Genomic DNA, 22741 nt, shown 5'->3' with positions numbered 1-22741 from the left:
ATTCCTGCCGCCGGTCTCCGGGGCGTGGCCCCGGGGACCGGCGTGCGCTTCGCCGCAACCAACCGTTTTGCACCAGGAACCGCCAGCCGCCGATGTTTGCCGCCGCCGCCCAATACCTCGTCTCCGGACTGACCGTGGGGGCCACCTACGGCCTGACGGGCCTGGGGTTCACCATGATTTTCAACACCACGGGCATCATTAATTTCGCCCAGGGCGAGTTTGTGATGCTCGGCGGCATGATGAGCGTGTTTTTCCGCACCTGGCTCGGCATTGACCTTTTCTCGGCCATCCTGCTGGCCGTGGCGGTCACGGCCCTGGTGGGCGCGGCCATGGAGCGCCTGACCATCCGGCCCATCCAGGGCTCCTCGCCCATCAACCTGGTCATCGCCACCATCGGGGTGTCCATCCTGATTCGCGGCGCGGCCATGCTTTTGTGGGGCAAGGACACCTTCAGCCTGCCGCCGTTCGGCAAGGCCGCGCCCATCGCCATTTTCGGGGCGGCCGTCCAGCCCCAAAGCCTGTGGGCCCTGGCCATCACGTTGGCCCTTTTGACGGCGCTCAAGCTCTTTTTCACCGCCTCCATCCACGGCAAGGCCATGCTGGCCTGCGCCTGCAACCGCAAGGCCGCCAGCCTCATGGGCATCAGCGTCGCCCGCATGTCGCTTTTCTCCTTCGCCCTGTCGGCCTTCACCGGGGCCGTGGGCGGCGCGATCCTGGCCCCCATCACCATGACCTCCTACGACGTGGGCATGATGCTGGGGCTCAAGGGCTTTGCGGCCTGCATCCTGGGCGGCCTGGGCAATCCCTTCGGCGCGGCCGTGGGCGGGCTTCTCATCGGGATCATGGAATCCTTCGGCGCGGGGTACGTGTCCTCGGCCTACAAGGACGCCTTCGCCTTCGTGGTGCTTCTTTTGCTTCTCTTCGTGCGGCCCTCGGGGCTTTTCGGCAAGGCCGGGGTGGAGCGGGTATGAAGCCCTGGTACGCCCGCAATGCGGCCAAGGCGGTCCTGCTGGCGCTGGCCCTTGGCGCGGCGCCCTTTGTGCTGCCCAACGAATACTACATCAACATCCTGATCCTGGGGGCCATAAACGCCCTGATCGCCCTGGGGCTCAATCTGCTTCTGGGCTACGCCGGGCAGATATCCCTCGGGCATGCCGCCTTTTTCGGGCTGTCCGCCTACGCCACGGCCTACGCCACGACCCGCCTGGGCCTGCCCATCCCCGTGGGCATGGGCCTTGGGGTGTCGCTTTCCGCCCTGGTGGCCTGGCTTATCGGCATGCCCACCCTGCGCCTTCGCGGCAACTATCTGGCCATGGCCACCCTGGGCTTCGGCATCATCGTGCATATCGTCATGAACGAGACCGTGGAGGTCACCGGCGGCCCGTCCGGGTTCGTGGGCATCCCGAGGCTGGCCCTTTTCGGCTATGCCTTCGACTCCGACCGCTCCTATTATTATTTTACGGCCGCCGTGTTGGCCCTGGCCGCGCTGTTAAGCCTGAACCTCATCGACTCGCGCCTGGGGCGGGCGCTTCGGGCCATTCACACCAGCGAGCGCGCCGCCCAGACCGCAGGTGTGGACATCGCCGGGTACAAGCTCTTCGTCTTCGTGCTCTCGGCCGTGTTCGCCGGGGTGGCCGGGGTGCTCTACGCCCATTTTTTAAGCTTCGTGGCCCCGTCGTCCTTCGGGTTCCATTTTTCCGTGCAACTGGTGGTCATGGTGGTCTTAGGCGGCATGGCCAGCGTGTGGGGGTCCATGGCCGGGGCCTTTTTCCTGACGGCCCTGCCCGAGGCCCTGCGCGGCTTCGAAGAGGTGGACATCCTGATCTACGGGGCTATCCTGGTGGCCTGCGTCATGTACATGCCCATGGGCATGGCCGGGGCCTCCGCCGGGGCCTGGCGCAGGATCGGCCGCTGGCGTCGCGGGAGTTCCGGACAGGGGGAGGGCGGCCATGCCGGATAGCGCGCCGCTTCTGGCCGTGTCCGAGGTCAGCGTGCGTTTCGGCGGGGTGAGCGCCCTGGCCGATGTGGATTTTTGCATCGAAAAGGGCACGGTGACGGCGCTTATCGGCCCAAACGGCGCGGGAAAGACCACCCTTTTGGGGGCCATCACCGGCATGGTGGGCATCAGCCAGGGACGCGTGGCTCTTTGCGGCCGGGACATCACGGCCCTGCCCCCCCATGTCCGGGCCCGCCACGGGGTGGTGCGCACCTTCCAGAACCTGGAGGTCTTCGCCAACATGACGGTTCTGGAAAACGTCATGACCGGCCGCCACGCCCTGGTCCCCTACGGCATCCTGGACGGCATCCTGCGCACCCCGCGTTTCCGGGCCGGGGAGCGGGCCTGCCGCGAGGCGGCGCTCGAAAAACTCGAATTCGTGGGGCTGGCCGATAAAAAAGACATTTTGGCCGGGGAGTTGCCCTACGGCAGCCAGCGCCTCCTGGAGATGGCCCGGGCCGTGGCCGCCGAGCCCGTGCTGCTTCTTTTGGACGAACCGGCCGCAGGCCTGAACACCCAGGAGACCAAGGCCCTGGCCGGGCTCATCGCCCGGGTGCGCGACGAACTCGGCATCACCGTGGGCCTTGTGGAACACGACATGGATCTGGTCATGGGCATCAGCGACGCCGTGACCGTGCTGCATTTCGGGGCCGTTTTGGCCACGGGAACCCCGGCCCAGGTGCAGGCCGACCCGGATGTGGTGGCCGCCTACCTGGGGGACTGATCCCCCCGGCCCCTTGGAGAACGCATGCTCGCCCTGGAAAACGTGGACATCTTTCACGGCCGCATTCACGCCGTGCGCCGGGTCTCCCTGCATGTGGAGGCGGGCGAGATCGTGGCCCTGATCGGGGCCAACGGCGCGGGCAAGACCACGCTTCTGGGGGCCGTGTCCGGGCTGGTGCGGGTCGGCGGCGGCCGCATCCTGCACAAAGGGGACGAGATCCAGGCCTTCTCGCCGGATGCCGTGGTGCGCCGGGGCGTCTCCCAGGTGCCGGAGCGGCGGCTGGTCTTCGGGCCGCTTTCCGTGGAGGACAATCTGCTGCTTGGGGCCTACACCCGGCGCGGCCGGGCCCACAAGGCCGCCGTGGCCGCCGACCGGGAGGCCGTGTACGAGATGTTTCCGGTCCTTCGCGACCGCAAAAAGCAGGCCGCCGGGACGCTTTCCGGCGGGGAGCAGCAGATGTTGGCCATCGGGCGGGCGCTCATGGCCCGGCCCTCGGTGCTTCTGCTCGACGAACCGGGCATGGGGCTTGCCCCGGCCGTGTGCAAGGAGATATTTAAGCACATCGTGAAGCTTCGCGACGAGCGCGGGCTGACGGTGCTTTTGGTGGAGCAAAACGCCAAAAGCGCCCTGGCCGTGGCGGATCGGGGCTATGTCCTGGAGACCGGGCGCATCATGCTCCAGGGCCCAAGCGATGAGCTTTTGGCCAACCGCGACGTGCAGCGGGCCTACCTGGGCCGGGAGCGGGACGCCACCTGACCCGGGCGGTGAACGATTTCGCCCGTCCGTAAAGATTTCGCCCATCCTGCCGGAGAACGTCTCGCCCCTGCGGCGGGAAACCACGCATCCGGGACATGACCTGGCGGTCCCGCACGGGAGGCGGACATGGAGATCGAACGCGGCACCAAGGTGCAACTGGTCTTCCCCGGCGATGAGGAACGGTTCTGCGGCATCATGGTGGGGCTTTTCCCCGACGCCTACCTGATCCTGTCCATTCCGTTCACCGCCACCATGAAGAAGAAGGCCAAAAAAAAGCACGTGGTCACCGGCCGCTACGTCCACTGCGGCACGGTCTACGGCTTTCGGGCCATGGTCATGAACTACATCGTGGACCCGGCCTCCCTGCTGTTTTTGGAATATCCCTCCCATGTGGAGGTTCTGGAGTTGCGTCGGGAGCCGCGCGTGCCCTGCCTGTTTCCGGCCACCCTGGTCCGGGACGACGACACGCCGCGAACCGGCATCCTCACGGACCTGTCTCCCAGCGGCTGCCGGGTGAGCCTGCGCGGCGCAGAGGGCGTCCCCTTCGCCGGGGGGGATCGGGTCAAGCTCGAATTCTATGCCGTTGAGCCCAAAAACCAGTATACGGTGTTCACCGAGGTGACCAATGTCACCACCCGGGACGGCGTGCTGCACCTGGGGTTGCGCTTCGATTCGGTGCATCGCGGCTTTCGCAAGGCCATCACCCATTTCGTGGGCGAACTGGCCCTGGAACTGGCCCACGTTCCGGTGGCCGCCAGGACGTAACCTGCGGCCGTTTCGGCCGCGCGAGGACTCCATGTATTTTGAACCGAAAATCGAGACCATGGCCCGCGAGGATCTGCGGCGGCTGCAACTGGAGCGGCTCCAGGCCACGCTGACCCGGGTGTCCCGCAACGTGCCCCATTACCGCAAGCGGTTCGCGGAAATGGGCATCGATCCCGACGGGTTCTTAAGCCTGGACGACGTGCGGCGGCTGCCCTTCACCACCAAAAAGGATTTGCGCGACAGCTATCCCTACGGGCTTTTCGCCGTGCCGCTTCGCGACGTGGTGCGGCTGCACGCCTCTTCCGGCACCACGGGCAAGCCCACGGTGGTGGGGTATACCCGAAACGACGTGAAACGTTGGGCCGGGCTTGTGGCCCGGGTGCTCACGGCCGGGGGCGCGGGCCGCGACGACGTGGTGCAGATCTCCCTGGGCTACGGGCTTTTCACCGGCGGCATCGGGTTCCACTACGGGGCCGAGGCCATCGGCGCGGCGGTCATCCCGGCCTCGAGCGGCAACACCCGCCGCCAGGCCATGATCATGGAGGACTACCGCACCACCACCCTGGTGTGCACGCCGAGTTACGCCCTGCACCTGGCCGACGCCCTGGATGAACTCGACATCAACGCCAACGCCCTGTCCCTGCGCCATGGCCTGTTCGGGGCCGAGACCTGGACCGAGGGCATGCGCGCGAAAATCGAGTCGCGCCTGAAGGTCACGGCCACGGACAACTACGGCTTAAGCGAGATCATGGGGCCGGGAGTGGCCGGGGAATGCCAGGAGCGCGGCGGCATGCATGTCAGCGAGGACCATTTTCTCATGGAGATCGTGGACCCGGTCACGGGCGAGCCCGTGGCCGAGGGGGAGTGCGGCGAGCTGGTCCTGACCACGTTGACCAAGGAAGCCTTCCCCATGATCCGCTTCCGCACCGGCGACCTGACCCGCATCATGCCCGGGGAGTGCCCCTGCGGCCGCACCTTCCGGCGTATCGGGCGCATCCTGGGGCGCACGGACGACATGCTGATCATCCGGGGCACCAATGTCTTCCCGTCCCAGATCGAGGCCGTGCTTTTGGAGGTGGAGGGCATCACCCCCCATTACCAGGTGGTGGTGGAACGCCAGGGGGCCCTGGACGAGGCCACGGTCGAGGTCGAGGCCACGGAGAGCGTGTTCCTGGACCGCATCAGCGAACATCAAAATCTCGTGGAACGTCTGAGGAAACGCCTGGCCTCGGAACTGGGGGTGTCCTTCCGGGTGCGGCTGGTGGAGCCCAAGAGTCTGGAACGCACGGACGGCAAGGTCAAACGCGTCCTGGACCGGCGGGAGCAGCCCGGCGCATCCTGCCCGGGCTGACGGGACGGATGGGTCTGACACCCTTCCTTTTCTCTTTCCGTCCCTTCGCAGGGGACGGGTGGATATGGCCTTTCAGCCGGACCTTTTCCGCTGTCTTCCAGCCGCCTGTCCGGGTGTGGTTCCGAAAAGCTGCCGGAATCCGGCGATAAACGCGCTGACATTCTCGTACCCCACGCCCCACGCCGCCTCCTGCACCGAGGCCCCCGCCGCGAGGAGTTCGCGTCCCCGCATGAGCCGGACCCGCCGCCGCCAGTGATTGAACGGCATACCGGTTTCGCGGGCGAAAAGACGGCTGAAGCTGCGTTCGCTCAGCATGGCCTGCCGCGCCCAGGCGGCGAGGTGTCGCGGATCAGCCGGGTTGTGCAGAAGACTGCGGAGTACGGGTAAAAATCGGGGGTCGCGCGGTAAGGGAAGAGGCTTGGAGACCGGTCGGGCGTCTTCGAGCTCGTCGAGAAGCACGCGGAACAGGCGACGGGTTCTGGCCTCCGGCGAGTCATCAGCGGTCGCTGGCGGGTCAAGGGCTTCGGAGGCGGCGGCCATGGCGACGCAGCCGTTTTGCAGCAGGAATCGTTCCATGATCAGGGGAATCAGGGGGGAGCACTCCAGGGTGCAGGGGACGGAGGGCAGCATACCGCACCAGCCGGGGGCGATGTAGGCCGCCCAACCCACGATGTCGCCGTGACGCAGGGCCGCATGCGGCGTTTCCGGGGGAATCCACCCGATCTGTCCCGGCGGCAGGCTCAGGCGTTCGGCGGCATCCTCGATCACGCATAGTCCGGCCGTGAGGCAATAGAGTTGCCCCATGTCGTGCCGGTGCAGATCCCTGCCCGTCACCGGTGCAGCCTCAAGGGTTCTGGTCCGCACCCCGGGGAGCGCATCCAGCGTGACTTCAGGCGACAGAGGGATCACCAACAGATCGGCAGGCTGGATCATATGGGCCATACCCCTCCTTTGTGACCGGGGCTCGCGATGCCCTGCCGGATCCTGATTTGGCCGATGGGCGGCATGGTCTGGCTTGCCACGGTTACCGCCCTCCGCAGGGAATGCCGTACGGTGGCGACGAAAACGGGCGATGGCAAGCCGAAAAACGCATCGCCAAAGGAGCGTACGCCATGCTGCATGATCTTTCCCTTCCACTTCGGGCAGGCATCGAGGAATCGGTGCAGTCCGAGGCGAATGTCACCCGTCTCGTGGCCTCTGGGCATGTGGGCACCCACCTGGACAGGATCCTCGGGACCGTCGTCCCCCTGGACTATTTCAAAAGCCGGGGCGTGCGGTTCGATGTCCGCGCGTTTTGCCGTGAGCGCGAGATCCGGCCCGAGGATGTCGACATGGCGTTCGTCCGTCCCGGGGATTTCGTCATGTTCCACACCGGGTACATGGCCCGCTCCGGCTACGGAACGCCGGACTATCTGCAGGCCCATGTGGCGGTGTCATGGGATCTTGTGGATCGTCTTTTGGAGCGGAAGGTGCATTATATCGGCATTGACGCGCGGGGCTTGCGGCCAAACGCCGAGCACCGCCAGGTGGACGAACGATGCGAGCGGATGGGGACCTACGTGGTGGAGAACATGACCAACCTGGAGGCCCTGCCTGCCAAGGAAAAAATGATGGTCTACACCATGTGCTTCGATGCCGGAGGGACTGGGATTGCGTGCCGTGTCATCGCCGAAACGGCCGACGAAGCCAGCTCCGGCTGATCCCTCCGTCCCTGTTTCACATCCTGATCCCGCCCCCCTCCCGGCGGCCTTTCCGCTTCCCCATCTCCCAGGCCACGCGCAGCCCGGCCACCACAAACGGCACGCCCATGGCCACCAGCACCACCACGGCGAAGTTTTTCTCCATCCACGGGATCTGTCCGAAAAAATAGCCCCCGAAGACGTAGATGGCGGCCCACACGGCCTTGCCGATGGCGCTGTAGGCCAGAAACTTTCCCGTGCCCATGCCCGCGACGCCCCCGGCCAGCGGGGCCACGGCCCGCAGCACCGGCACGAACCGGGCCGCCACCACGGTCATGCCGCCGTGTGTGGCGTAATAGTCGTGGGCCTTCATCAATGCCTCGGGGCTCACAAAGGGAACCCGGCCCCGGACGAAGAACCGTTCCCCCAGAAAGACCCCGGCCAGATAGTTCACGTAGTCCCCGGCGAAGGCTGCCAGGGCGAACCCGGCATAGAGCCCCCACACCGGGAAGATGCCTTTGCCCGCCAGGGCCCCGGCTGCGAAAAGCACCGTATCGCTGGGCAGGATGGTGGCCACGATGAGCCCGGTCTCGGCGAACACCACCCCGAAGAGCACCACATACGCCCACACGCCGTATTCGAGGCCGAGGGCCGCCACATGCCGGTCCAGGTGCATGACTATGTCCCACATGCCGGTCTCCAGTGTGGGATCGAAGCGCCGAAGCGGGATGAGGGCGGGCGGGTAAGGATGGGCGCGCTCATGATCCTCTGGGCTTGAAAGGGGATGGCGACACGTACGAGGGCATTCCGGGGTGCGGCCAAAGCCTTGGGCCGTGTCCGGCTGCGGCCATGCCGCGCGGTCGCCATGGGACGGCGGCGCTTTGCCCGGAGGGGGGAGACGAGGCGGGGCGGAAATGCAGGGAAGCGGCCCGTTTCGGCCGTGCCCGGCGACGGGGAGCGCAGGCGGCCCCGAATACGGCATGCCCGCTCCCCGTCCCGTTCAGGATGTTGCAGCTCCACTGGGTTCAGGGCGTCTCCCGGCGCATGCGGTGCGTGGAGTCGCGCCCGGCGTAGCTGTGCCAGAGTTCGCCGTCCTTGAGGATATAGGAACTGGGCTCGGTGTCGCTGGTCAGGCGGTCCTTCATGATGGAGAACGGCATCCAGCCCGTGTGGCTTTCATAGGTCTTGCCGTCCCGCCAGTCGTAGAAGACGGCGTATTTGTCCCCGCGCTGCACCAGACACAGGGAATAGGTGTTGGGGCGTTTGAATTCCGAGGGGCGCACCCGGGTGAAGCAGCCCAGAAGGGCCGGGTCGGGCGTCTCCACCACCCGGGCGTAGACCGTGGGCTCGGTCTGGAGATCTTTTTTGTCGATGGCCAGGGCCGGAACGGCCAGGACGGTCAGGGCCACAAGGCAGAGCAGTGCGGCGAGGCGCGGCATACGGCGTGTTCCTCCGGAATTGACGTTAGGGACGGCCGCCCCTTTTCACTCGAAACGGCCGGACGTGCCGGGTACGGGACGGTCCTGGGACTGGTCGGCATGGCCGACAAAACGCCCCCCGATGATGGCGTTTCCATCGGGGGGCGTCAATACGGCTCTCGACGTCAACGCCACGGTCCCGGCCTCGGCCCCCAACCGGGGCGCGGGGGCGGCGGAGGCGGCGGTCCCGGTCGCCACGGGCCTGGACCCGGGCCCCAGCCCGGAGGCGGCGGCGGTCCCGGCCGCCAGGGACCGTAGCCCCCCCAGTAGGGAGGCGGCGGTGGCGGCGGGCCCCAGCCCGGCCGATAGACATACGGCGGCGGAGGCGGCGGCGGGCCCCAGCCCGGCCGGTAGCCATACGGCGGCGGAGGAGGCGGCGGACCCCAGCCCGGCCGGTAGCCGGGAGGCGGCGGCGGAGGCGGTGGACCCCAGGGTTGGGCGAAGGCCTGCGTAATGCCGATGGCCAAGGGACTGCCCAGGTCGAACGCAGGCGGCGCGCAGATGCCGGCCGCGAGAACCATGCACGCCAAGGCGCATAGAATGGTGAGCCGTCTCATGGCGACCTCCTTGCCTGGTGTGGCGAGTGGGAATTTCCGTTATGCCTTTGAAAGCATCAACATATTGAATTTGTTATTTTTATTCACAAAAAGCTAGCATGTTTTTGTGAACGCCATACGAGTACGGGCGAGAACGTTGCTGTGCGCAGGCGATGCGCCTTTTTTTGAATGTAACCATTTCCGGTCCAAAAACAACCGTCGGCCAGAGGGCCGCGCCTCGTCAGGTTTACAAAACGGGTCGTGGGAACTAAGACAAAGGCATATCGGACGTTCCCTGTCCGATGGGAGCAACCCGGGCCGACCCCGGAAACCAAAAAGCCGCGCATGGACATGACCGATCCGGCGGAGCATTACGCCCCGGGCAAGCATCAAAGCGTGCTGTTGGCCGATCCCGACGCGGTGGGCCGGGCCGTGTGGGGGCGGCTGTTGCGGGCCCGCTTTTCCCTGGTCCTTGAGGCTGAAAACGGCGTGGAGGCCCTGGCCCTTTTCGGCCGCCACAAGCCGGACCTGGTGATGGCCAGGATCCAGATGCCGGGGCTTGACGGCGTGAGCATGGCTCTGACGGCGGCCGACACGGATCCGCATGTGCCGTTTTTCCTCTTGGGCACGGCCAGGCAGGTCACGCAGTTGGCGGGCGCCCTTTTTCTGCCCACGGTGCGGCTTGTGCCCATCCCGGTGGACCCGGTGCGGCTTTTGCCGCTGGTGGAGGACGCCGCCCGGGTGGCGGCCCTGCGCCGCTCGGCCGGGGAATCCGACCGGCTGGTGCGTTTTTTCCTGGACGCCTCGCCCCATCCCCAGGCCATTTTTTCCCGGGGGCGGCTGGAATACGTCAACCGGGGGCTCCTGCGCTGCATGGGCCTGTCCTCCTTCCATGAATTCCAGGCCATGGGGATTGGCTTAAGCGATTTTTTCCAGGTGGAGGACGCGCCCCTGGCCGACCCGGCCCGGTTCGCCCGGGACGTCCTGGACGACCCCCTGGACCGGGAGCACATCGTCAGCCTCGTGCATCCCCGCCACCCCGGCCGCCCGGCCCACGTGTTCCAGGCCGCGGCCGCCCGCCTGCCCGGGGCGGATCGCCTCATGCTTACCCTGACCGACATCACGGAGCTCGAATACGAAAAACGCGACCTGATCGACCTGGCCACGGTGGACCCCCTGACCCGGGCCTTCAACCGGCGCAAGCTCTCGGAGATCCTGGCCGACGAGACCTCCCGGGCTAGGCGTTACGCCACGCCCCTGTCGGTCATCCTCTTTGACATCGACCACTTCAAGCGGGTCAACGACACCTACGGCCACGACGCCGGGGATGTGGTGCTGACGGAGATGGCCCGGCTGGTCATGGGGCTTTTGCGGGAAAACGACCGGCTGGCCCGGTGGGGGGGCGAGGAATTTTTGGTGGTGGCCCCGGGGGTGGGCCTTGAGGGTGCGGCGGAATTGGCCGAACGGCTGCGGGCGGCCGTGGCGGCCCAGGCGTTTCCGGGCGTACCCGGGGTGACGTCGAGCTTCGGGGTGGCGCAGTACCGGCCGGGCGAACCGCCGGAGCCGCTGGTCAAGCGGGCCGACGCGGCGCTGTACCGGGCCAAGGAGGGCGGCCGCAACCGGGTGGAGCGGGAGGCGGGCGAGCCTGCAAAAACCGGCGGGATCAATTGACAGCCGCCCATCCCGACCCTATGTAGCGCCGATGGATTCCATCGACCGCGACATCCTCTCCGAGATTCAGTCCGGCTTTCCCCTGTGCGCGCGCCCCTACGCCGCCATCGGTGAAAAAGTGGGCCTGACCGAGGCCGAGACCCTGGCCCGGGTCCGGGCGCTCAAGCAAAAGGGCGTCATCCGCCGTATCGGGGCCAGCTTCCAGTCCCGCAAGCTGGGGTTTTTAAGCACCCTGTGCGCGGCCCAGGTTCCCGAGGACCGCATCGAGGCCTTCGTGGCCGAGGTCAACCGGCACCCCGGCGTGACCCACAACTACCTGCGCGCCCATCCCTATAATGTCTGGTTCACCCTGATCGGCCCCGGCCGGGACAGCATGCGGGACACCCTGGCGGCCATACACGCCGCGACGGGCATCGAGATCCTGAACCTTCCGGCCGAAAAGCTTTTCAAGATCAAGGTCGATTTTTCCATGAAAAAGCCCGCTGTTGACCCATCGACCCAACCCGGCTAGCATCGTTCGCCCGACGAAACAGAGCCCGCCCGGCAGGCGCGCGGCGTTCACCCGACAACACAGCCTCGAAGCGGCCATGCCCGCTCCCGACCAGCACGCCGCCTCCTGCGGCTTCCCAGAGGCGCCAAGGAGATTTCCATGTTCAAGGCCATCGCCAAAAAAATCCTGGGGTCGCGCAACGACCGCTACATAAAAAGCCTCGCCCCCCTGGTCGCCCGCATTGGCGATCTGGAGGCCTCCGTACAGCCGCTGGATCAGGCGGCCATGCAGGCCCGCATCGCAAAGATGCGCCAGGAGGTGCAAAACGGCCGCCCCCTGGACGAGCTTTTGCCCGAGGTCTTTGCCCTGGTCCGGGAGGCCTCGGTCCGCGCCCTGGGCATGCGCCACTTCGACGTGCAGCTCATCGGCGGCATCACCCTGCATCAGGGCAAGATCGCGGAGATGAAGACCGGCGAAGGAAAAACCCTAGTGGCCACCCTGCCCGTGGTCTTAAACGCCCTGTCCGGCAAGGGCGTGCACCTGATCACCGTCAACGACTACCTGGCCAGGCGCGACGCGGCCTGGATGGGCAAGCTTTACGAATATCTGGGACTCACCGTGGGGGTCATCGTCCACGGCCTCTCGGACCAGGAGCGCCAGCAGGCCTACGGCGCGGACATCACCTACGGCACCAACAACGAGTTCGGCTTCGACTATCTGCGCGACAACATGAAGTTCTACAAGGAACAGCTCGTGCAGCGGCCCCTGAACTACGCCATCGTGGACGAAGTGGACTCCATCCTCATCGACGAGGCCAGAACGCCGCTGATCATCTCCGGCCCGGCCGAGGAGTCCACGGCGCTGTATTCCAAGATCGACGCCATCATCCCCTCCCTGAAGCTGGACACGCATTTCACCCTGGATGAAAAGGGCAAAAGCGTGCTCATCAGCGAAGAGGGCGTGGCCCGCTGCGAACAGATCCTGGGCGTGGAAAACCTCTACGATCCGGCCAACGTCAGCCTCCAGCACCATGTGCTCCAGGGGCTTCGGGCGCACCACCTCTACCAGCGCGACGTGGACTATATCGTCAAAGAGGGCCAGGTGGTCATCGTGGACGAGTTCACGGGGCGGCTCATGCCCGGCCGCCGCTACAGCGACGGCCTGCACCAGGCCCTGGAGGCCAAGGAAGGGGTCAAGGTCGAGGCTGAGAACCAGACCCTGGCCTCCATCACCTTCCAGAACTACTTCCGCATGTACGAGAAGCTCTCGGGCATGACCGGCACCGCCGACACCGAGGCCGTGGAGTTCAAGCAGATCTACGACCTGGAGGTCATCTCCATCCCCACCCACCGCAACATGGTGCGCAAGGACTTCCCCGATCTCATCTACAAAAGCCAGGCCGACAAGTTCAAGGCCATCGCCTCCGACGTGAAGGAGTTGCACCGGAAAGGCCAGCCCGTGCTGGTGGGCACCGTGTCCATCGAAAAGTCCGAACTGCTTTCGGGGCTTTTGAAAAAAGAAGGCGTGCCCCACGACGTCTTAAACGCCAAGCAGCACGAAAAAGAGGCCGAGATCGTGGCCCTGGCCGGGCACAAGGGCCGGGTGACCATCGCCACCAACATGGCCGGGCGCGGTACGGACATCGTGCTGGGCGAGGGCGTGGTGGACCTGGGCGGCCTGCACATCCTGGGCACCGAGCGCCACGAATCCCGGCGCATCGACAACCAGCTCCGGGGCCGCGCCGGACGCCAGGGCGACCCCGGCTCCTCGCGCTTCTACCTGGCCCTGGACGACGACCTGATGCGGCTTTTCGGTTCGGATCGCATCGCCGGGATCATGGACAAGCTGGGCATGGAAGAGGGCGAGGCCATCGAGAACCGGATGGTCACCAAGGCCATCGAGAACGCCCAGAAGCGGGTCGAGGCCCACAATTTCGATATCCGCAAACAGCTTCTGGAATACGACAACGTCATGAACCAGCAGCGCGAGGTCATCTATTCCCTGCGCCGCGAGGTCATGGTCACCGAAACCCCGGAGGCGCTCATCGAGGGCTGGATCGAAGAGCTCTTGGACGAGGTCTTCGAGCCCCTGGCCTCCTCCAAGGGGGATCACGATCCTGAGGCCCTGGAGGCGACGGCGGCGCGCATCGAGGAGATGTTCACCGTGCGCGCCGAGATCAAGACCGGCGACGATTCGGAAAAAGAGGCCGTGCGCCAGGCCGTGGCCGCCCAGTTGGAGACCCTCAGGGTCGGCGCGGGGGAGCATTACCGGGAGATCGCCAGGTATTTTCTGCTGGAGAGCCTGGACCGCAACTGGAAGGAACATCTGTTGAGCATGGACCACCTGCGCGACGGCATTGGCCTTCGCGGCTACGGGCAGAAAGACCCCAAGCAGGAATACAAGCGCGAGGGCTTCACCCTGTTCCAAAGCCTGATCTTCACCATCAAGGACGCCTCGGTGCGGGCCCTGTGCCGGGTGCGCATCCGAACCGAGGTGCGCGAGGAGGAGTTCCAGCACAAACAGGAGCCCGCCGGGGAAGTGCAGTACAGCGGCGGCAGCGATACGGGCGAGCGCAAGAAGCAGCCAAAGCGCCGCGACGCCCCCAAGGTGGGCCCCAACGATCCCTGCCCCTGCGGCAGCGGCAAGAAATACAAGAAGTGCTGCCGGAAATAGCTCCGGCCGCGCCATGGCGAAAAACGAACGCCCGTCCCGGACAGCTTCCGGGGCGGGCGTTTGGTCGTTTCAGCGGGGCGGGACTAGCGGATGATGATGGGCGGCACGTCGATGGTGATGCCGTACCTGGGCGGCGGGGGCGGCGGGGCTACCACGGTGCGGCAGGCGCCGTAGCTCCAAAAGGTTCCCGGCGGGCAGGCCGGAGGGTAATAGGGATAATAGGCCGGCGGCGGGGGCGGCGGGGCGTAGGGCATGCATCCATAGGGACCGTCCCAGAAATATCCCGGCGGGCAGGGCCCTCTGGCCTGGGCCTCGCCCGCGCCGACCATCATGGCCGTGATCATTGCAAAACATACAAGCGCCAAAGCGAATGGTTTCATGAAGTTCTCCTTTCGTGGCGCACGCCGGTTGCGGGCCGGGCGCCATGTTGCGATGTTCCTAGCAAATCTTTTGCCAGGGTGCCAACATCCCGGGATTGTGTGCATATTTTTGCAGTCCTGAGGCGGATGATGTGCACCGGGTTCACAAACGGCACGCATTTGGGCAAATACCGTCACCAGACACGACGGCTACGGACGGATCATGCCCCCAGGCGCGCGGAAATATGGCGGGACGCGATGGTCGGCGACAAACAACGGGAGCGCGCCGCCAGCCGTGCGGGGAACACGGCCTGGGGCATGGGGACGGGGGGACATCAGCGGATGGTGGCGCTGTGCGGCGAACTGGGATAGGAGTTGGAAAAAAAGAAAGGCAGGTTGCATATGAAAAAAGGTCTCTTCTCCCGGGTGACGGCCGCCGTGCTTGTCCTGGCCTTGGCCGCCCTGAGCATTGGCTGCGTTCCCTCCCAGTCCACTGACCGCTTCGACCCCAAGCGTCAGGCCCGGCAGGATGATCTGCTGCGTTGGATGCAGGATGACCACCGGAATTGAGTCCTGGGCCTGCGGGTGTACAAGAATCTGTACTTGGCCCGGACACCCCCGGCTTTGGGCCAAATTTTTTTACCGCCCGGGGGCCTGGATGGGGCAACGGATCGGCCAAAACGGTCGGGTTGAAGCGTAATATGCTGAATTAATGGTATTTTAATTGAGATGGGGTGGAATTTCAGGGGTTGGCACGATATCTGCTTTTCACCTCTTATCCTTCCTCTGAAAGAAATTTCAAAGCGAAACGGCTCCCGGGTGGCTCCCGGGAGCCGTTTCGCTTTGTGGCGGAAAGCCGGGGCCGGTTCCTGCCCTGCCGCGTGGCCGCTCATGGGGGCCGTTGCCCGGAAAGGCCTGCCAGGGCAGGCTCTCGCCCTGCCGATGGCCGCTGCCCGGTTCCGGGCCGGGGCGTTTGATCGCCCGATGGGCCTGTCGCCATGCGCCCCGGCTTCGCAGGGCGGGGGGGGGCGGGGACGGCGGTCCGAGGCAAGCGCCTCCGGCGCGATGTCCCGTCCCCGCCTTTGGGCGAGGGCGGAAACCCGGAATACAAAAATTTTTACCCTTTCGGGGCAGTTCCCGGGGCTGCCGGACGGCGTGGGCGTCGGCAGCGTTTGCTACTATGCTGGTATTTCAGGATAAAAATATAAAACAAGGTCTTTCTTGGGTGTTGGCATGATCCCTGCTAAGAAGAAGTCATCCTTCCTCTGAAAGAAATTTCAAAGCGAAACGGCTCCCGGGTGGCTCCCAGGAGCCGTTTCGCATTTGTGCGTGCGGCGTTTCGGGAAAGGCGCGGGGGGCATCACCGGCGTGGGCCTGGGGCGGGGGCAGGGGGTCGGGACGACCCGTGCCGGGCAGTCGCTCGTCGTCGGCGCTTGATGGGCCGCATGGACCATCGGGCCGTGCCCCTGCGGGGCGGCCGGTGAGCAGGTCGTCGCCGACCACGCATTGCAGCGTTGGGGCGCGCCTGCGCGGGGCGGCCTCTCTCCGGCGGCGCTTGCGCGGCCGCATGGCCCAACGGGCCGCGCCCGGGAGGGCTCTTTCTTCGGCGAAGGCACGCGCCAAAAGGAACCGTCGGGCCGGGCCCGTGCGGGGCGGCCTGGAAAAGGGGGGGATATCGAATCAGCTCAACGGGTGACGGTCGTGGTGGTGACGGCGGTGGTCTGCACGTTGTTTTGTTCCTCGGCGGCGCTGATGGCCTTGTAGGCCGCATCGAGGCAAAGCGAAAAGTTCTTGTCGCAGGATATCTGGCATTGCTGGCGTCGGATGAAATCGGGGGTGCTCTGGCACCCCAGGATGCAGCGGGTGGACTGGGTGTTGCAGTCGCAGATGGGGCAACCGGAGTCTGCGGCTTGGGCCAGGGCCGGACACAGGGTCAGGCCGACGAGGGCTACGAGGCGGGAAAGAGGGTGCTTCATGAAAAACCGTCCTTGGCAAGGCGGGAATTGGCGCGAACCGCCGTCTGGCGGGCACATTGTAGCAAACGGCGGCGTCCGTCAATACCTGCGCAATATGCTGATTTCCTAGTTCATTTCTTGTTGTTCGCGGTTTTCTCGGAGGAGTGGGACACGCCGGTGTCCGTCCGGGTCTTCTGAGAGGCGGCTTCGGCGGCTCGGGGGGCCTGGGCCTTGTCGTTTGGCCGTTGCGCGTCTGGGGTCGGCCGCGCTTCCTGGGAGGCGGCGTTTTGCGCCGCCAGGGCCTCGCCGTTGGCGGGGTCCGCCTCCAGGGCCAGCATCCACAGCCGTCCGGCCTTGGCCTCGTTGCCCTCGGCCTGGGCCGCCAGGGCTGCGTCGGCCAGACTGCGGGACAGGCAGAACCGGGCCTCGACATACCCCGGTTCCACGGTCATGGCCTGCCGCCAGGAGGCCTCGGCCAGATCGCGCTGTCCCTGGCGGTAGAACAGCGTGCCTAGCCGGGTCAGGGCCGGGACGTCCGTGGGCCTAAGCTCCAGGGTCGTTTCCAGTTCCAGGCGGGCGTTTTCCGGCAGCCCCAGGGAGGCATAGGCCAGGGACAGCAGATAATGCAGGCCGGGGTCATCCGCGTCGGCGGCCGAGGCTGCCGCAAACCGCTCCACGGCGGCGACAGGGTCGCCTTCGAGCATCAGGGCCACGCCTTGCCAGGCTGTGGCCTGGGCGTTGCCCGGATCGGCGTCGAGCATGGCCTGGAAGCGGCGGGCCGCTTGGTCCTGGTCACCCCGGCGCAGGGCCAGGATGCCCAGCCATTTGAGGGCGAACAGGTTTTCCGGGTCCACGGCCAGGGCATTTTGAAAGCGTTGCGTGGCGGCGTCCAGGTCGCCTTTTTCCGCCAACAGCACGCCCAGCCGGGCCAGGGCATAGTCGTTGGCCGGGTCTTTTTTCAGGACATCCTCGAAGCCGCCGATGGCCCGGGCGTCCAGGCCGCGATAATAGGCGTCGGCGGCGAAAAAAAGCTCGTCTTCAAGGCTGGCCGCCCCGGCTGCAAAGGGCCCGGCCATCCCGGCCATCCCGAAGACCAGCATGGCTGTCAGCAACATCCGCATCATGCGTTCCATGCCCGCCTTCTGGTCCGCCGCGTCCCGGGTGTCAAGCCTCTTTGCCCTGACGACTCCGGTCATCACTCTTCCGCTCCACTCGTTCTTCTCTCCCCTTCCCAACCCCGGCGTTTCCGGGTGTTCCCTCTCCCCCCTCTGGCCTGCCGCAACAAACTCATATATATCTTCTCCACGTCTCTTTCATCCCGCCGTCCGTCTTCCGGGCGCTCCCGCCGACGCAACGCGTCGGCGGGAGCGCCCGGCGACGGGGGGTCCGGGGGGAATGATTCCCCCCGGGCGGGGTACGGGGCGGCAGCCCCGATTGGTCACGCCGCAGGCGGGGCGGCAGCCCCGATCACTTCATCGCACACAAGGACACGCCATGGCTTCCGACATCGTACCTGTTCCCAAGGGATTTTCCTTCGCCGCGGTCGGCGCGGGATTCAAGTATTCCGGCCGCGACGATCTGATGCTCATCGTCAGCGAGACCGAGGCCTCGGCTGCCGGGGTGTTCACCCAAAACGCCTTCCAGGCCGCGCCGGTCACCGTGGCCCGCGCCAATATGGCCAAGACCGGCGGCCGGGCCCGGGCCATCCTGGTCAACGCCGGGCAGGCCAACGCCTGCACCGGAGACGAGGGCATCGAGGACTGCCGCCAGACCTTGAAGCTTGTGGCCGAGGGGCTGGGCATTGCGCCGCGCGAGGTGCTTCCGGCCTCGACGGGCGTCATCGGGCCGCGCATGGATCTGGACAAGTGGAAGGCGGCCGTGCCGGATCTTCTGGACGGTCTGGGGCAGATTGGACCATGCCGGGCGGCCCGGGCCATCATGACCACGGACACCTTCCCCAAGCTGGCCTGGAGTTCGCTTTCCACGCCCTCGGGCGAGGTGCGGGTTTTGGGCATGGCCAAGGGCTCGGGCATGATCGCCCCGAACATGGCCACCATGATCGGCGTACTTCTGTGCGACGCCGACGTGGGGTCGCTGTGGTGGCATGAGGCCGTGGCGGCCTGCGCCGATGCGAGCTTCAATTCCGTGACCGTGGACGGCGACACCAGCACCAACGACTGCGTGTTGGCCCTGTCCAACGGGGCTTCGAAGGTCACCATCGACTCCGCCGAGGGCCGCCAGGAGCTTTTGGCGGTGATGATGGAGGTCTGCCAGGCCTTGGCCTACATGATCGTGCAGGACGCCGAGGGCGGCACCAAGATCATCCGCATCAAGGTCAAGGGAGCGGCGGACAACGCTCAGGCCGAGCTGGCGGCCCGGGCCGTGGGCAACTCGCCGTTGGTCAAGACGGCCATGTTCGGCGAGGACGCCAACTGGGGCCGCATCGTCTGCGCCATCGGCAGAAGCGGCGCGATCTTCGAGCCCTCCCGGGTCAGCGTGACCGTGGGCGGCGTGCCGGTCTTCACCCGGGGCATGCCTGCGGGCGGCGACCTGGACGGGCTTTTGGCCCCGCACATGCGCCGGGGCGAGATCCCCGTGGACATCGAACTGGGCGACGGCCCGGGCCGGTATGTGCTTTTGGCCTCGGATTTGAGCTACGACTACGTGAAGATCAACGCGGACTACCGCTCGTGAAAAAGCCCGGCGACACCGAGGCGCAGGCCGCAGGCGGGGGCGAGGCGCAGGCCGCAAACGGGGTTGACGCACAGGCCGCAGGCGACACCGAGGCTCAGGCCGCAGGCGGGACCGGGGGGCAGGCCGCCTTCGACATGACCGGCCGCGACCGGCTAACGCGGCTGGCCGATTTTTTGTTCGAGGTCGGCATGCTGCGCAAGACCCCGCGCACGGGCTACCAGTTTCTGGGCTCGGGCGCGGAGAACGTGGCCGAACACAGCTTCCGCACGGCGGTCATCGGCTATGTGCTGGCCGGGATGGGCGGCGCGGACCCGCTTAAGACCATGGCCCTGTGCCTGTTCCACGACCTGCACGAGGCGCGAACCGGCGACTTCAACTACGTCAACAAGCTCTACAACACCTGCGACGACAAACGCGCCCTGACCGACGCCCTGACCGGCACGGGGCTGCGCGAAAACATCCTCGACGCCTGGGATGAACTGGAGTCGCGAGCCACGCCCGAATCCGTGCTGGCCCACGACGCGGACCAACTCGACCTCATCGTCAACCTCAAGGAAGAGCTGGACCTGGGCAACCGCTACGCCGCCAAGTGGCTCGATTGCTCGCTTGAGCGCTTAAAGACCGACGAGGCCAGGGCCCTGGCCAAGAGCGTCATGGAGACCGACCACACCGACTGGTGGTTTCAGGGCCCCGACAGGATGTGGTGGACCAAAAAAAACGGCAAGGAGTAGCCGGAATGCGTATCGGCGTGGTCTCGGACACCCACCTCTCGGCCCCGACGGACTGGCTGGAGAAGGCCTTCGCGCGCCATCTGGCGGCGGCCGACGCGGTCATCCACTGCGGCGACATGACCGGGCGTTCGGCCTGGTCGTATTTTCTGCAACATCCCTGTTTTTACTGCGTCCAGGGCAACATGGACGACTACCAACTGGCCGTGGACCTGCCGCCCCGGCTGGACCTGGGACTGGACGGCCTGAACGTGGCGGTGTGCCACGGCTGGGGCTACAAGGCCGGGCTGTCGCGGCGCATCTACGAGGCCTTCGGGCCGGACTACGACATCATCTTTTTTGGGCACACCCACGCCCGCGAGGACTCGCAGTACGGCAGGACGCGGTGCATCAACCCCGGCAGCCTGCGCGAAGGCAGCCTGGCCATCGTGACGCTCGACGCCGGGAAGATTTCGACGGAGTTTGTGTCGCTGTAATCGGGGCTGCCGCCCCGCCAGCCGACGTAAGACAATCGGGGCTGCCGCCCCGTACCCCGCCCGGGGGGAATGATTCCCCCCGGACCCCCCCGGCGGAAACGCCCCTCCCACACTTCTCCTTCCGATTCTGCGACGTATGCCCTGATTCCATTGTGCAATGTAGGGGTTTTCCCGGACAGCGCCGCCGTTGCTTTTCCGCTAGCTGAAAATGTGCCGGACCCGCTCGCGGCGAACCGGAAGATGTGTGCTGCCTGATATGGGGTGTATGGGGCAACGCGCATAAAAACGTACGGCGCATTTCGAAGATTCCACGGTGATTGTTTTAAGCATACATATTATGTGCGGCATTTTTCAGAAGTAATGATGGAAAATGTCTTGTTCATGAATATTGCTGGTACTTTTGCGACAGGTGAATATCTTTTCTAGAATGCAAAAAAGGAGGAGAACTCGTCCATGAAGAATAATATATTTTTCCGTGCGGTGCCCATTCTTGGTGTGTTTTTATTCTTTTGCTGGACAGCCGGAGCCATGGCTGCCACCGACGTGGAATTTTCGCGGTTCGCTCCGCGCGACACGGCGACCTACAAGCACATCGTGTTTAATACGTGCATGGACGTCTTCATCGACAGCAGCGGAAACTTTTTCGTGGCGGACTCCATGAACAGCCGCATCGTAAAGCTGTCTTCGGACGGCGCCGTGCTGGCCTCCTGGGGCAGCGAAGGTTCCGGCTCAGGGCAGTTCAACAGACCCGGTGGCGTCGTCGTCGACGCGACGGGTAACATCTATGTGGCCGACACCCGGAACCACCGCATCGTAAAGATGGCGTCGGACGGCACATTCATCACCACCTGGGGCAGCGAAGGCACCGCTTTGGGATATTTCCAATACCCGTACGGCCTGGCCCTGGACGGCGCCGGGAACATCTTCGTGGCGGACTCCTGGAACGGCCGCATCGTGAAGATGACCACGGCCGGCGCCGTTTTGGCCGCGTATGACGGCGCCGGCTCTCCGGGGGGAGCCTTCAAAAGCCCCCAAGACGTCGCCATCGGCAGCGACGGCAACGTCTATGTGGTGGACGGGAGTGCTCGCATCCTGGCCATGACGACGGCCGGGGCGTATGTCACGGAGTGGACCGACTTGGGCGCCGCCAGCAGCGCGATAGTCACGGAGGGGATCGCCTTCGACGGCGTCGGCAATGCCTACGTGACGGACTACTTCAACGCCAGGGTCGTGAAATTGGCCTCGGACGGGGCGTATGTGGCTTCCTGGGGAAGCTTCGGAAGCGACCCCCTGCAGTTCAAACAGCCCGAGGGAATCGCCTGCGATGCCAGCGGCAACGTCTGGGTGGCGGATTCGGTGAATGCTCGGCTGCAACAGCTCTCCTCGGCCGGAACCTACCTGGCCGCCTGGGGCAGCCATGACCCCGCCACCGGACATTTCAATTATCCTAGAGGAATCACCGCTCTCGCCGACGGAACCGTCTATGTGGCGGACACCCTAAACAACAGCATCGCCAAGCTGTCCTCGTCCGGAGCCATCCTGGATACCCTGGCCGCCGGGCAGTTCCATTCCCCATTCGGAGTGGCCCATGACGCCTCGGGCAACCTCTATGTGGCGGATAACCAAAACAACAGAATCGTCAAGCTGTCGCAAAGCGGTACCGTCCTGGCCACATGGGAATGCAGCGAGCCCGTGGGGGTTGCCCTGGACAGCGCGGGCAACATCTATGTGGCGGAGGCCATAAATTGCCGCATCGTGAAAATGTCGCCGAGCGGGACGTCTTTGGCGGTCTGGGGATTCTCCGGCAGCGGTTCCGGGCAGTTTTTCTATCCGCAAGGTGTGGCCGTGGACGATAGCGGCAACATCTACGTGGGGGATACAGGGAACGACCGCATCGTGAAACTGGCCTCAGACGGCAGCGTCCTGGCCACCTGGACCTCGACGAACCTCATCCACCATCCTGCCGGAGTAGCCCTGGACCAAAGCGGCAACATCTATGTCGCGAATATGGAAAGCTCCCGCGTGGTGAAGCTTTCGCCTTCCGGCGAGGTTCTGGAATCCTGGGGTACAACCGGAAGGGCAGATGGGCAGTTCGAAATGCCGGCCTCTCTTGCCTTCGGCCCTGAAGGGGAACTCTATGTGGTTGACGGAGAAAACAACACCGTTTTGGTCGCCCCGAACATCGTACAAACCGCCGCATCATCGCTTGCGCCGGTTTATTTGCTCTTGCTCGCCGATTAAGGCCGTACAGGCCGATCAAGACGGTGCTGTCCGTGATGGCAGGCCAGGCCCCGGGAGACGTTTCCGGGGCCTTCGCCGTTGTTTCGCCTTGGTTGGGAAGATCGCGTGGGATTCGTGCCGCGCCGCACGGCGCACCCGTATTCCTTTACCGCGTCTCCTCGGCTTTTTT

22 protein-coding genes are annotated in these 22741 nt (G+C 65.5%); 16 read left to right on the top strand and 6 right to left on the bottom strand.

Going from position 1 to position 22741, the window contains the following annotated elements; genetic code table 11:
• Positions 1–92: 92 nt before the first annotated feature.
• The 6 genes from GD606_RS10145 (at position 93) to GD606_RS10120 (ending at position 5592) form a co-directional block, all read left to right on the top strand.
• Positions 93–971 carry a branched-chain amino acid ABC transporter permease gene (locus tag GD606_RS10145; RefSeq protein WP_163303588.1) on the top strand — a complete coding sequence of 293 codons (879 nt, stop codon included), beginning with the start codon at positions 93–95 and terminating at the stop codon, positions 969–971.
• Positions 968–1960: a branched-chain amino acid ABC transporter permease gene (locus tag GD606_RS10140; RefSeq protein ID WP_163303587.1), complete on the top strand. Its 993-nt coding sequence runs from the start codon at positions 968–970 to the stop codon at positions 1958–1960. Before GD606_RS10145 ends, GD606_RS10140 begins: the two co-directional genes overlap by 4 nt.
• Complete coding sequence (locus tag GD606_RS10135) at positions 1950–2720, top strand: ABC transporter ATP-binding protein (RefSeq protein ID WP_163303586.1); 771 nt, start codon at positions 1950–1952, stop codon at positions 2718–2720. Before GD606_RS10140 ends, GD606_RS10135 begins: the two co-directional genes overlap by 11 nt.
• 24 nt (positions 2721–2744) lie before the next feature.
• Positions 2745–3476, top strand: coding sequence for an ABC transporter ATP-binding protein (locus tag GD606_RS10130; protein WP_163303585.1), 732 nt, complete (start codon positions 2745–2747; stop codon positions 3474–3476).
• Between the two features lie 126 nt (positions 3477–3602).
• Entirely contained in the window at positions 3603–4241 is a 639-nt protein-coding gene (locus GD606_RS10125; RefSeq protein ID WP_163303584.1) for a PilZ domain-containing protein, read from the top strand.
• A gap of 31 nt (positions 4242–4272) precedes the next feature.
• Positions 4273–5592 carry a phenylacetate--CoA ligase family protein gene (locus tag GD606_RS10120; protein ID WP_163303583.1) on the top strand — a complete coding sequence of 440 codons (1320 nt, stop codon included), beginning with the start codon at positions 4273–4275 and terminating at the stop codon, positions 5590–5592.
• Positions 5593–5664: 72 nt separating this feature from the next.
• On the opposite strand, the gene GD606_RS10115 is transcribed toward GD606_RS10120, so the two are convergent.
• Positions 5665–6534: an AraC family transcriptional regulator gene (locus GD606_RS10115; protein ID WP_163303582.1), complete on the bottom strand. Its 870-nt coding sequence runs from the start codon at positions 6532–6534 to the stop codon at positions 5665–5667.
• Positions 6535–6704: 170 nt separating this feature from the next.
• Here GD606_RS10115 and GD606_RS10110 point away from each other — a divergent pair, with 170 nt between their 5' ends.
• Positions 6705–7292 (top strand): cyclase family protein, encoded by a 588-nt coding sequence (locus GD606_RS10110; RefSeq protein WP_163303581.1) that lies wholly within the window; start codon positions 6705–6707, stop codon positions 7290–7292.
• A 16-nt stretch (positions 7293–7308) separates the two neighbouring features.
• Here the strand turns inward: GD606_RS10110 and GD606_RS10105 are convergent, their stop codons facing one another.
• The gene (locus GD606_RS10105) at positions 7309–7962 is read right to left on the bottom strand and encodes a VTT domain-containing protein (RefSeq protein ID WP_163303580.1); all 654 of its coding nucleotides are present in this window, start codon (positions 7960–7962) and stop codon (positions 7309–7311) included.
• Positions 7963–8296: 334 nt separating this feature from the next.
• A complete protein-coding gene (locus tag GD606_RS10100) occupies positions 8297–8710 on the bottom strand; it encodes a hypothetical protein (protein ID WP_163304032.1) in 414 nt (137 codons plus the stop codon).
• 492 nt (positions 8711–9202) lie between these two features.
• Here GD606_RS10100 and GD606_RS10095 point away from each other — a divergent pair, with 492 nt between their 5' ends.
• From GD606_RS10095 to secA, 4 genes are all read left to right on the top strand, one after another.
• Positions 9203–9403, top strand: a complete 201-nt coding sequence (locus GD606_RS10095) for a hypothetical protein (protein WP_163304033.1) — start codon at positions 9203–9205, stop codon at positions 9401–9403.
• A gap of 227 nt (positions 9404–9630) precedes the next feature.
• Positions 9631–10956 (top strand): GGDEF domain-containing response regulator, encoded by a 1326-nt coding sequence (locus tag GD606_RS20775; protein WP_281362063.1) that lies wholly within the window; start codon positions 9631–9633, stop codon positions 10954–10956.
• Between the two features lie 31 nt (positions 10957–10987).
• Positions 10988–11467, top strand: coding sequence for a siroheme decarboxylase subunit alpha (gene ahbA / locus GD606_RS10085; protein WP_163303962.1), 480 nt, complete (start codon positions 10988–10990; stop codon positions 11465–11467).
• A gap of 138 nt (positions 11468–11605) precedes the next feature.
• Positions 11606–14119, top strand: a complete 2514-nt coding sequence (gene secA, locus GD606_RS10080; protein ID WP_163303963.1) for a preprotein translocase subunit SecA — start codon at positions 11606–11608, stop codon at positions 14117–14119.
• An 83-nt stretch (positions 14120–14202) separates the two neighbouring features.
• Here secA and GD606_RS10075 read toward each other — a convergent pair whose 3' ends face one another.
• Positions 14203–14499: a hypothetical protein gene (locus GD606_RS10075; protein ID WP_163303964.1), complete on the bottom strand. Its 297-nt coding sequence runs from the start codon at positions 14497–14499 to the stop codon at positions 14203–14205.
• A 381-nt stretch (positions 14500–14880) separates the two neighbouring features.
• Between GD606_RS10075 and GD606_RS10070 the strand changes: the two genes are divergently transcribed.
• Positions 14881–15048, top strand: coding sequence for a hypothetical protein (locus tag GD606_RS10070; protein WP_163303965.1), 168 nt, complete (start codon positions 14881–14883; stop codon positions 15046–15048).
• A gap of 1115 nt (positions 15049–16163) precedes the next feature.
• Here the strand turns inward: GD606_RS10070 and GD606_RS10065 are convergent.
• Both GD606_RS10065 and GD606_RS10060 read right to left on the bottom strand, forming a co-directional pair.
• The gene (locus tag GD606_RS10065) at positions 16164–16454 is read right to left on the bottom strand and encodes a hypothetical protein (RefSeq protein ID WP_163303694.1); all 291 of its coding nucleotides are present in this window, start codon (positions 16452–16454) and stop codon (positions 16164–16166) included.
• A 110-nt stretch (positions 16455–16564) separates the two neighbouring features.
• On the bottom strand, positions 16565–17566 hold the full coding sequence (locus tag GD606_RS10060; RefSeq protein WP_218108827.1) for a tetratricopeptide repeat protein: 1002 nt from the start codon (positions 17564–17566) through the stop codon (positions 16565–16567).
• A 361-nt stretch (positions 17567–17927) separates the two neighbouring features.
• Between GD606_RS10060 and argJ the strand changes: the two genes are divergently transcribed.
• The 4 genes from argJ (at position 17928) to GD606_RS10040 (ending at position 22572) form a co-directional block, all read left to right on the top strand.
• Positions 17928–19127: a bifunctional glutamate N-acetyltransferase/amino-acid acetyltransferase ArgJ gene (gene argJ, locus GD606_RS10055; RefSeq protein ID WP_163303692.1), complete on the top strand. Its 1200-nt coding sequence runs from the start codon at positions 17928–17930 to the stop codon at positions 19125–19127.
• A gap of 134 nt (positions 19128–19261) precedes the next feature.
• Entirely contained in the window at positions 19262–19858 is a 597-nt protein-coding gene (locus GD606_RS10050) for an HD domain-containing protein (RefSeq protein ID WP_163303695.1), read from the top strand.
• Positions 19859–19863: 5 nt separating this feature from the next.
• Positions 19864–20331: a metallophosphoesterase family protein gene (locus tag GD606_RS10045; protein ID WP_163303691.1), complete on the top strand. Its 468-nt coding sequence runs from the start codon at positions 19864–19866 to the stop codon at positions 20329–20331.
• Between the two features lie 528 nt (positions 20332–20859).
• A complete protein-coding gene (locus GD606_RS10040; RefSeq protein ID WP_163303690.1) occupies positions 20860–22572 on the top strand; it encodes an NHL repeat-containing protein in 1713 nt (570 codons plus the stop codon).
• The last annotated feature ends 169 nt before the right edge of the window (positions 22573–22741 follow it).

It is taken from the genome of Desulfolutivibrio sulfodismutans DSM 3696, assembly GCF_013376455.1.
Taxonomy (GTDB): Bacteria; Desulfobacterota; Desulfovibrionia; order Desulfovibrionales; family Desulfovibrionaceae; genus Desulfolutivibrio; species Desulfolutivibrio sulfodismutans.
Note: the sequence above shows the minus strand (reverse complement) of the source record. Positions and strands in the feature narration are given on the sequence as shown.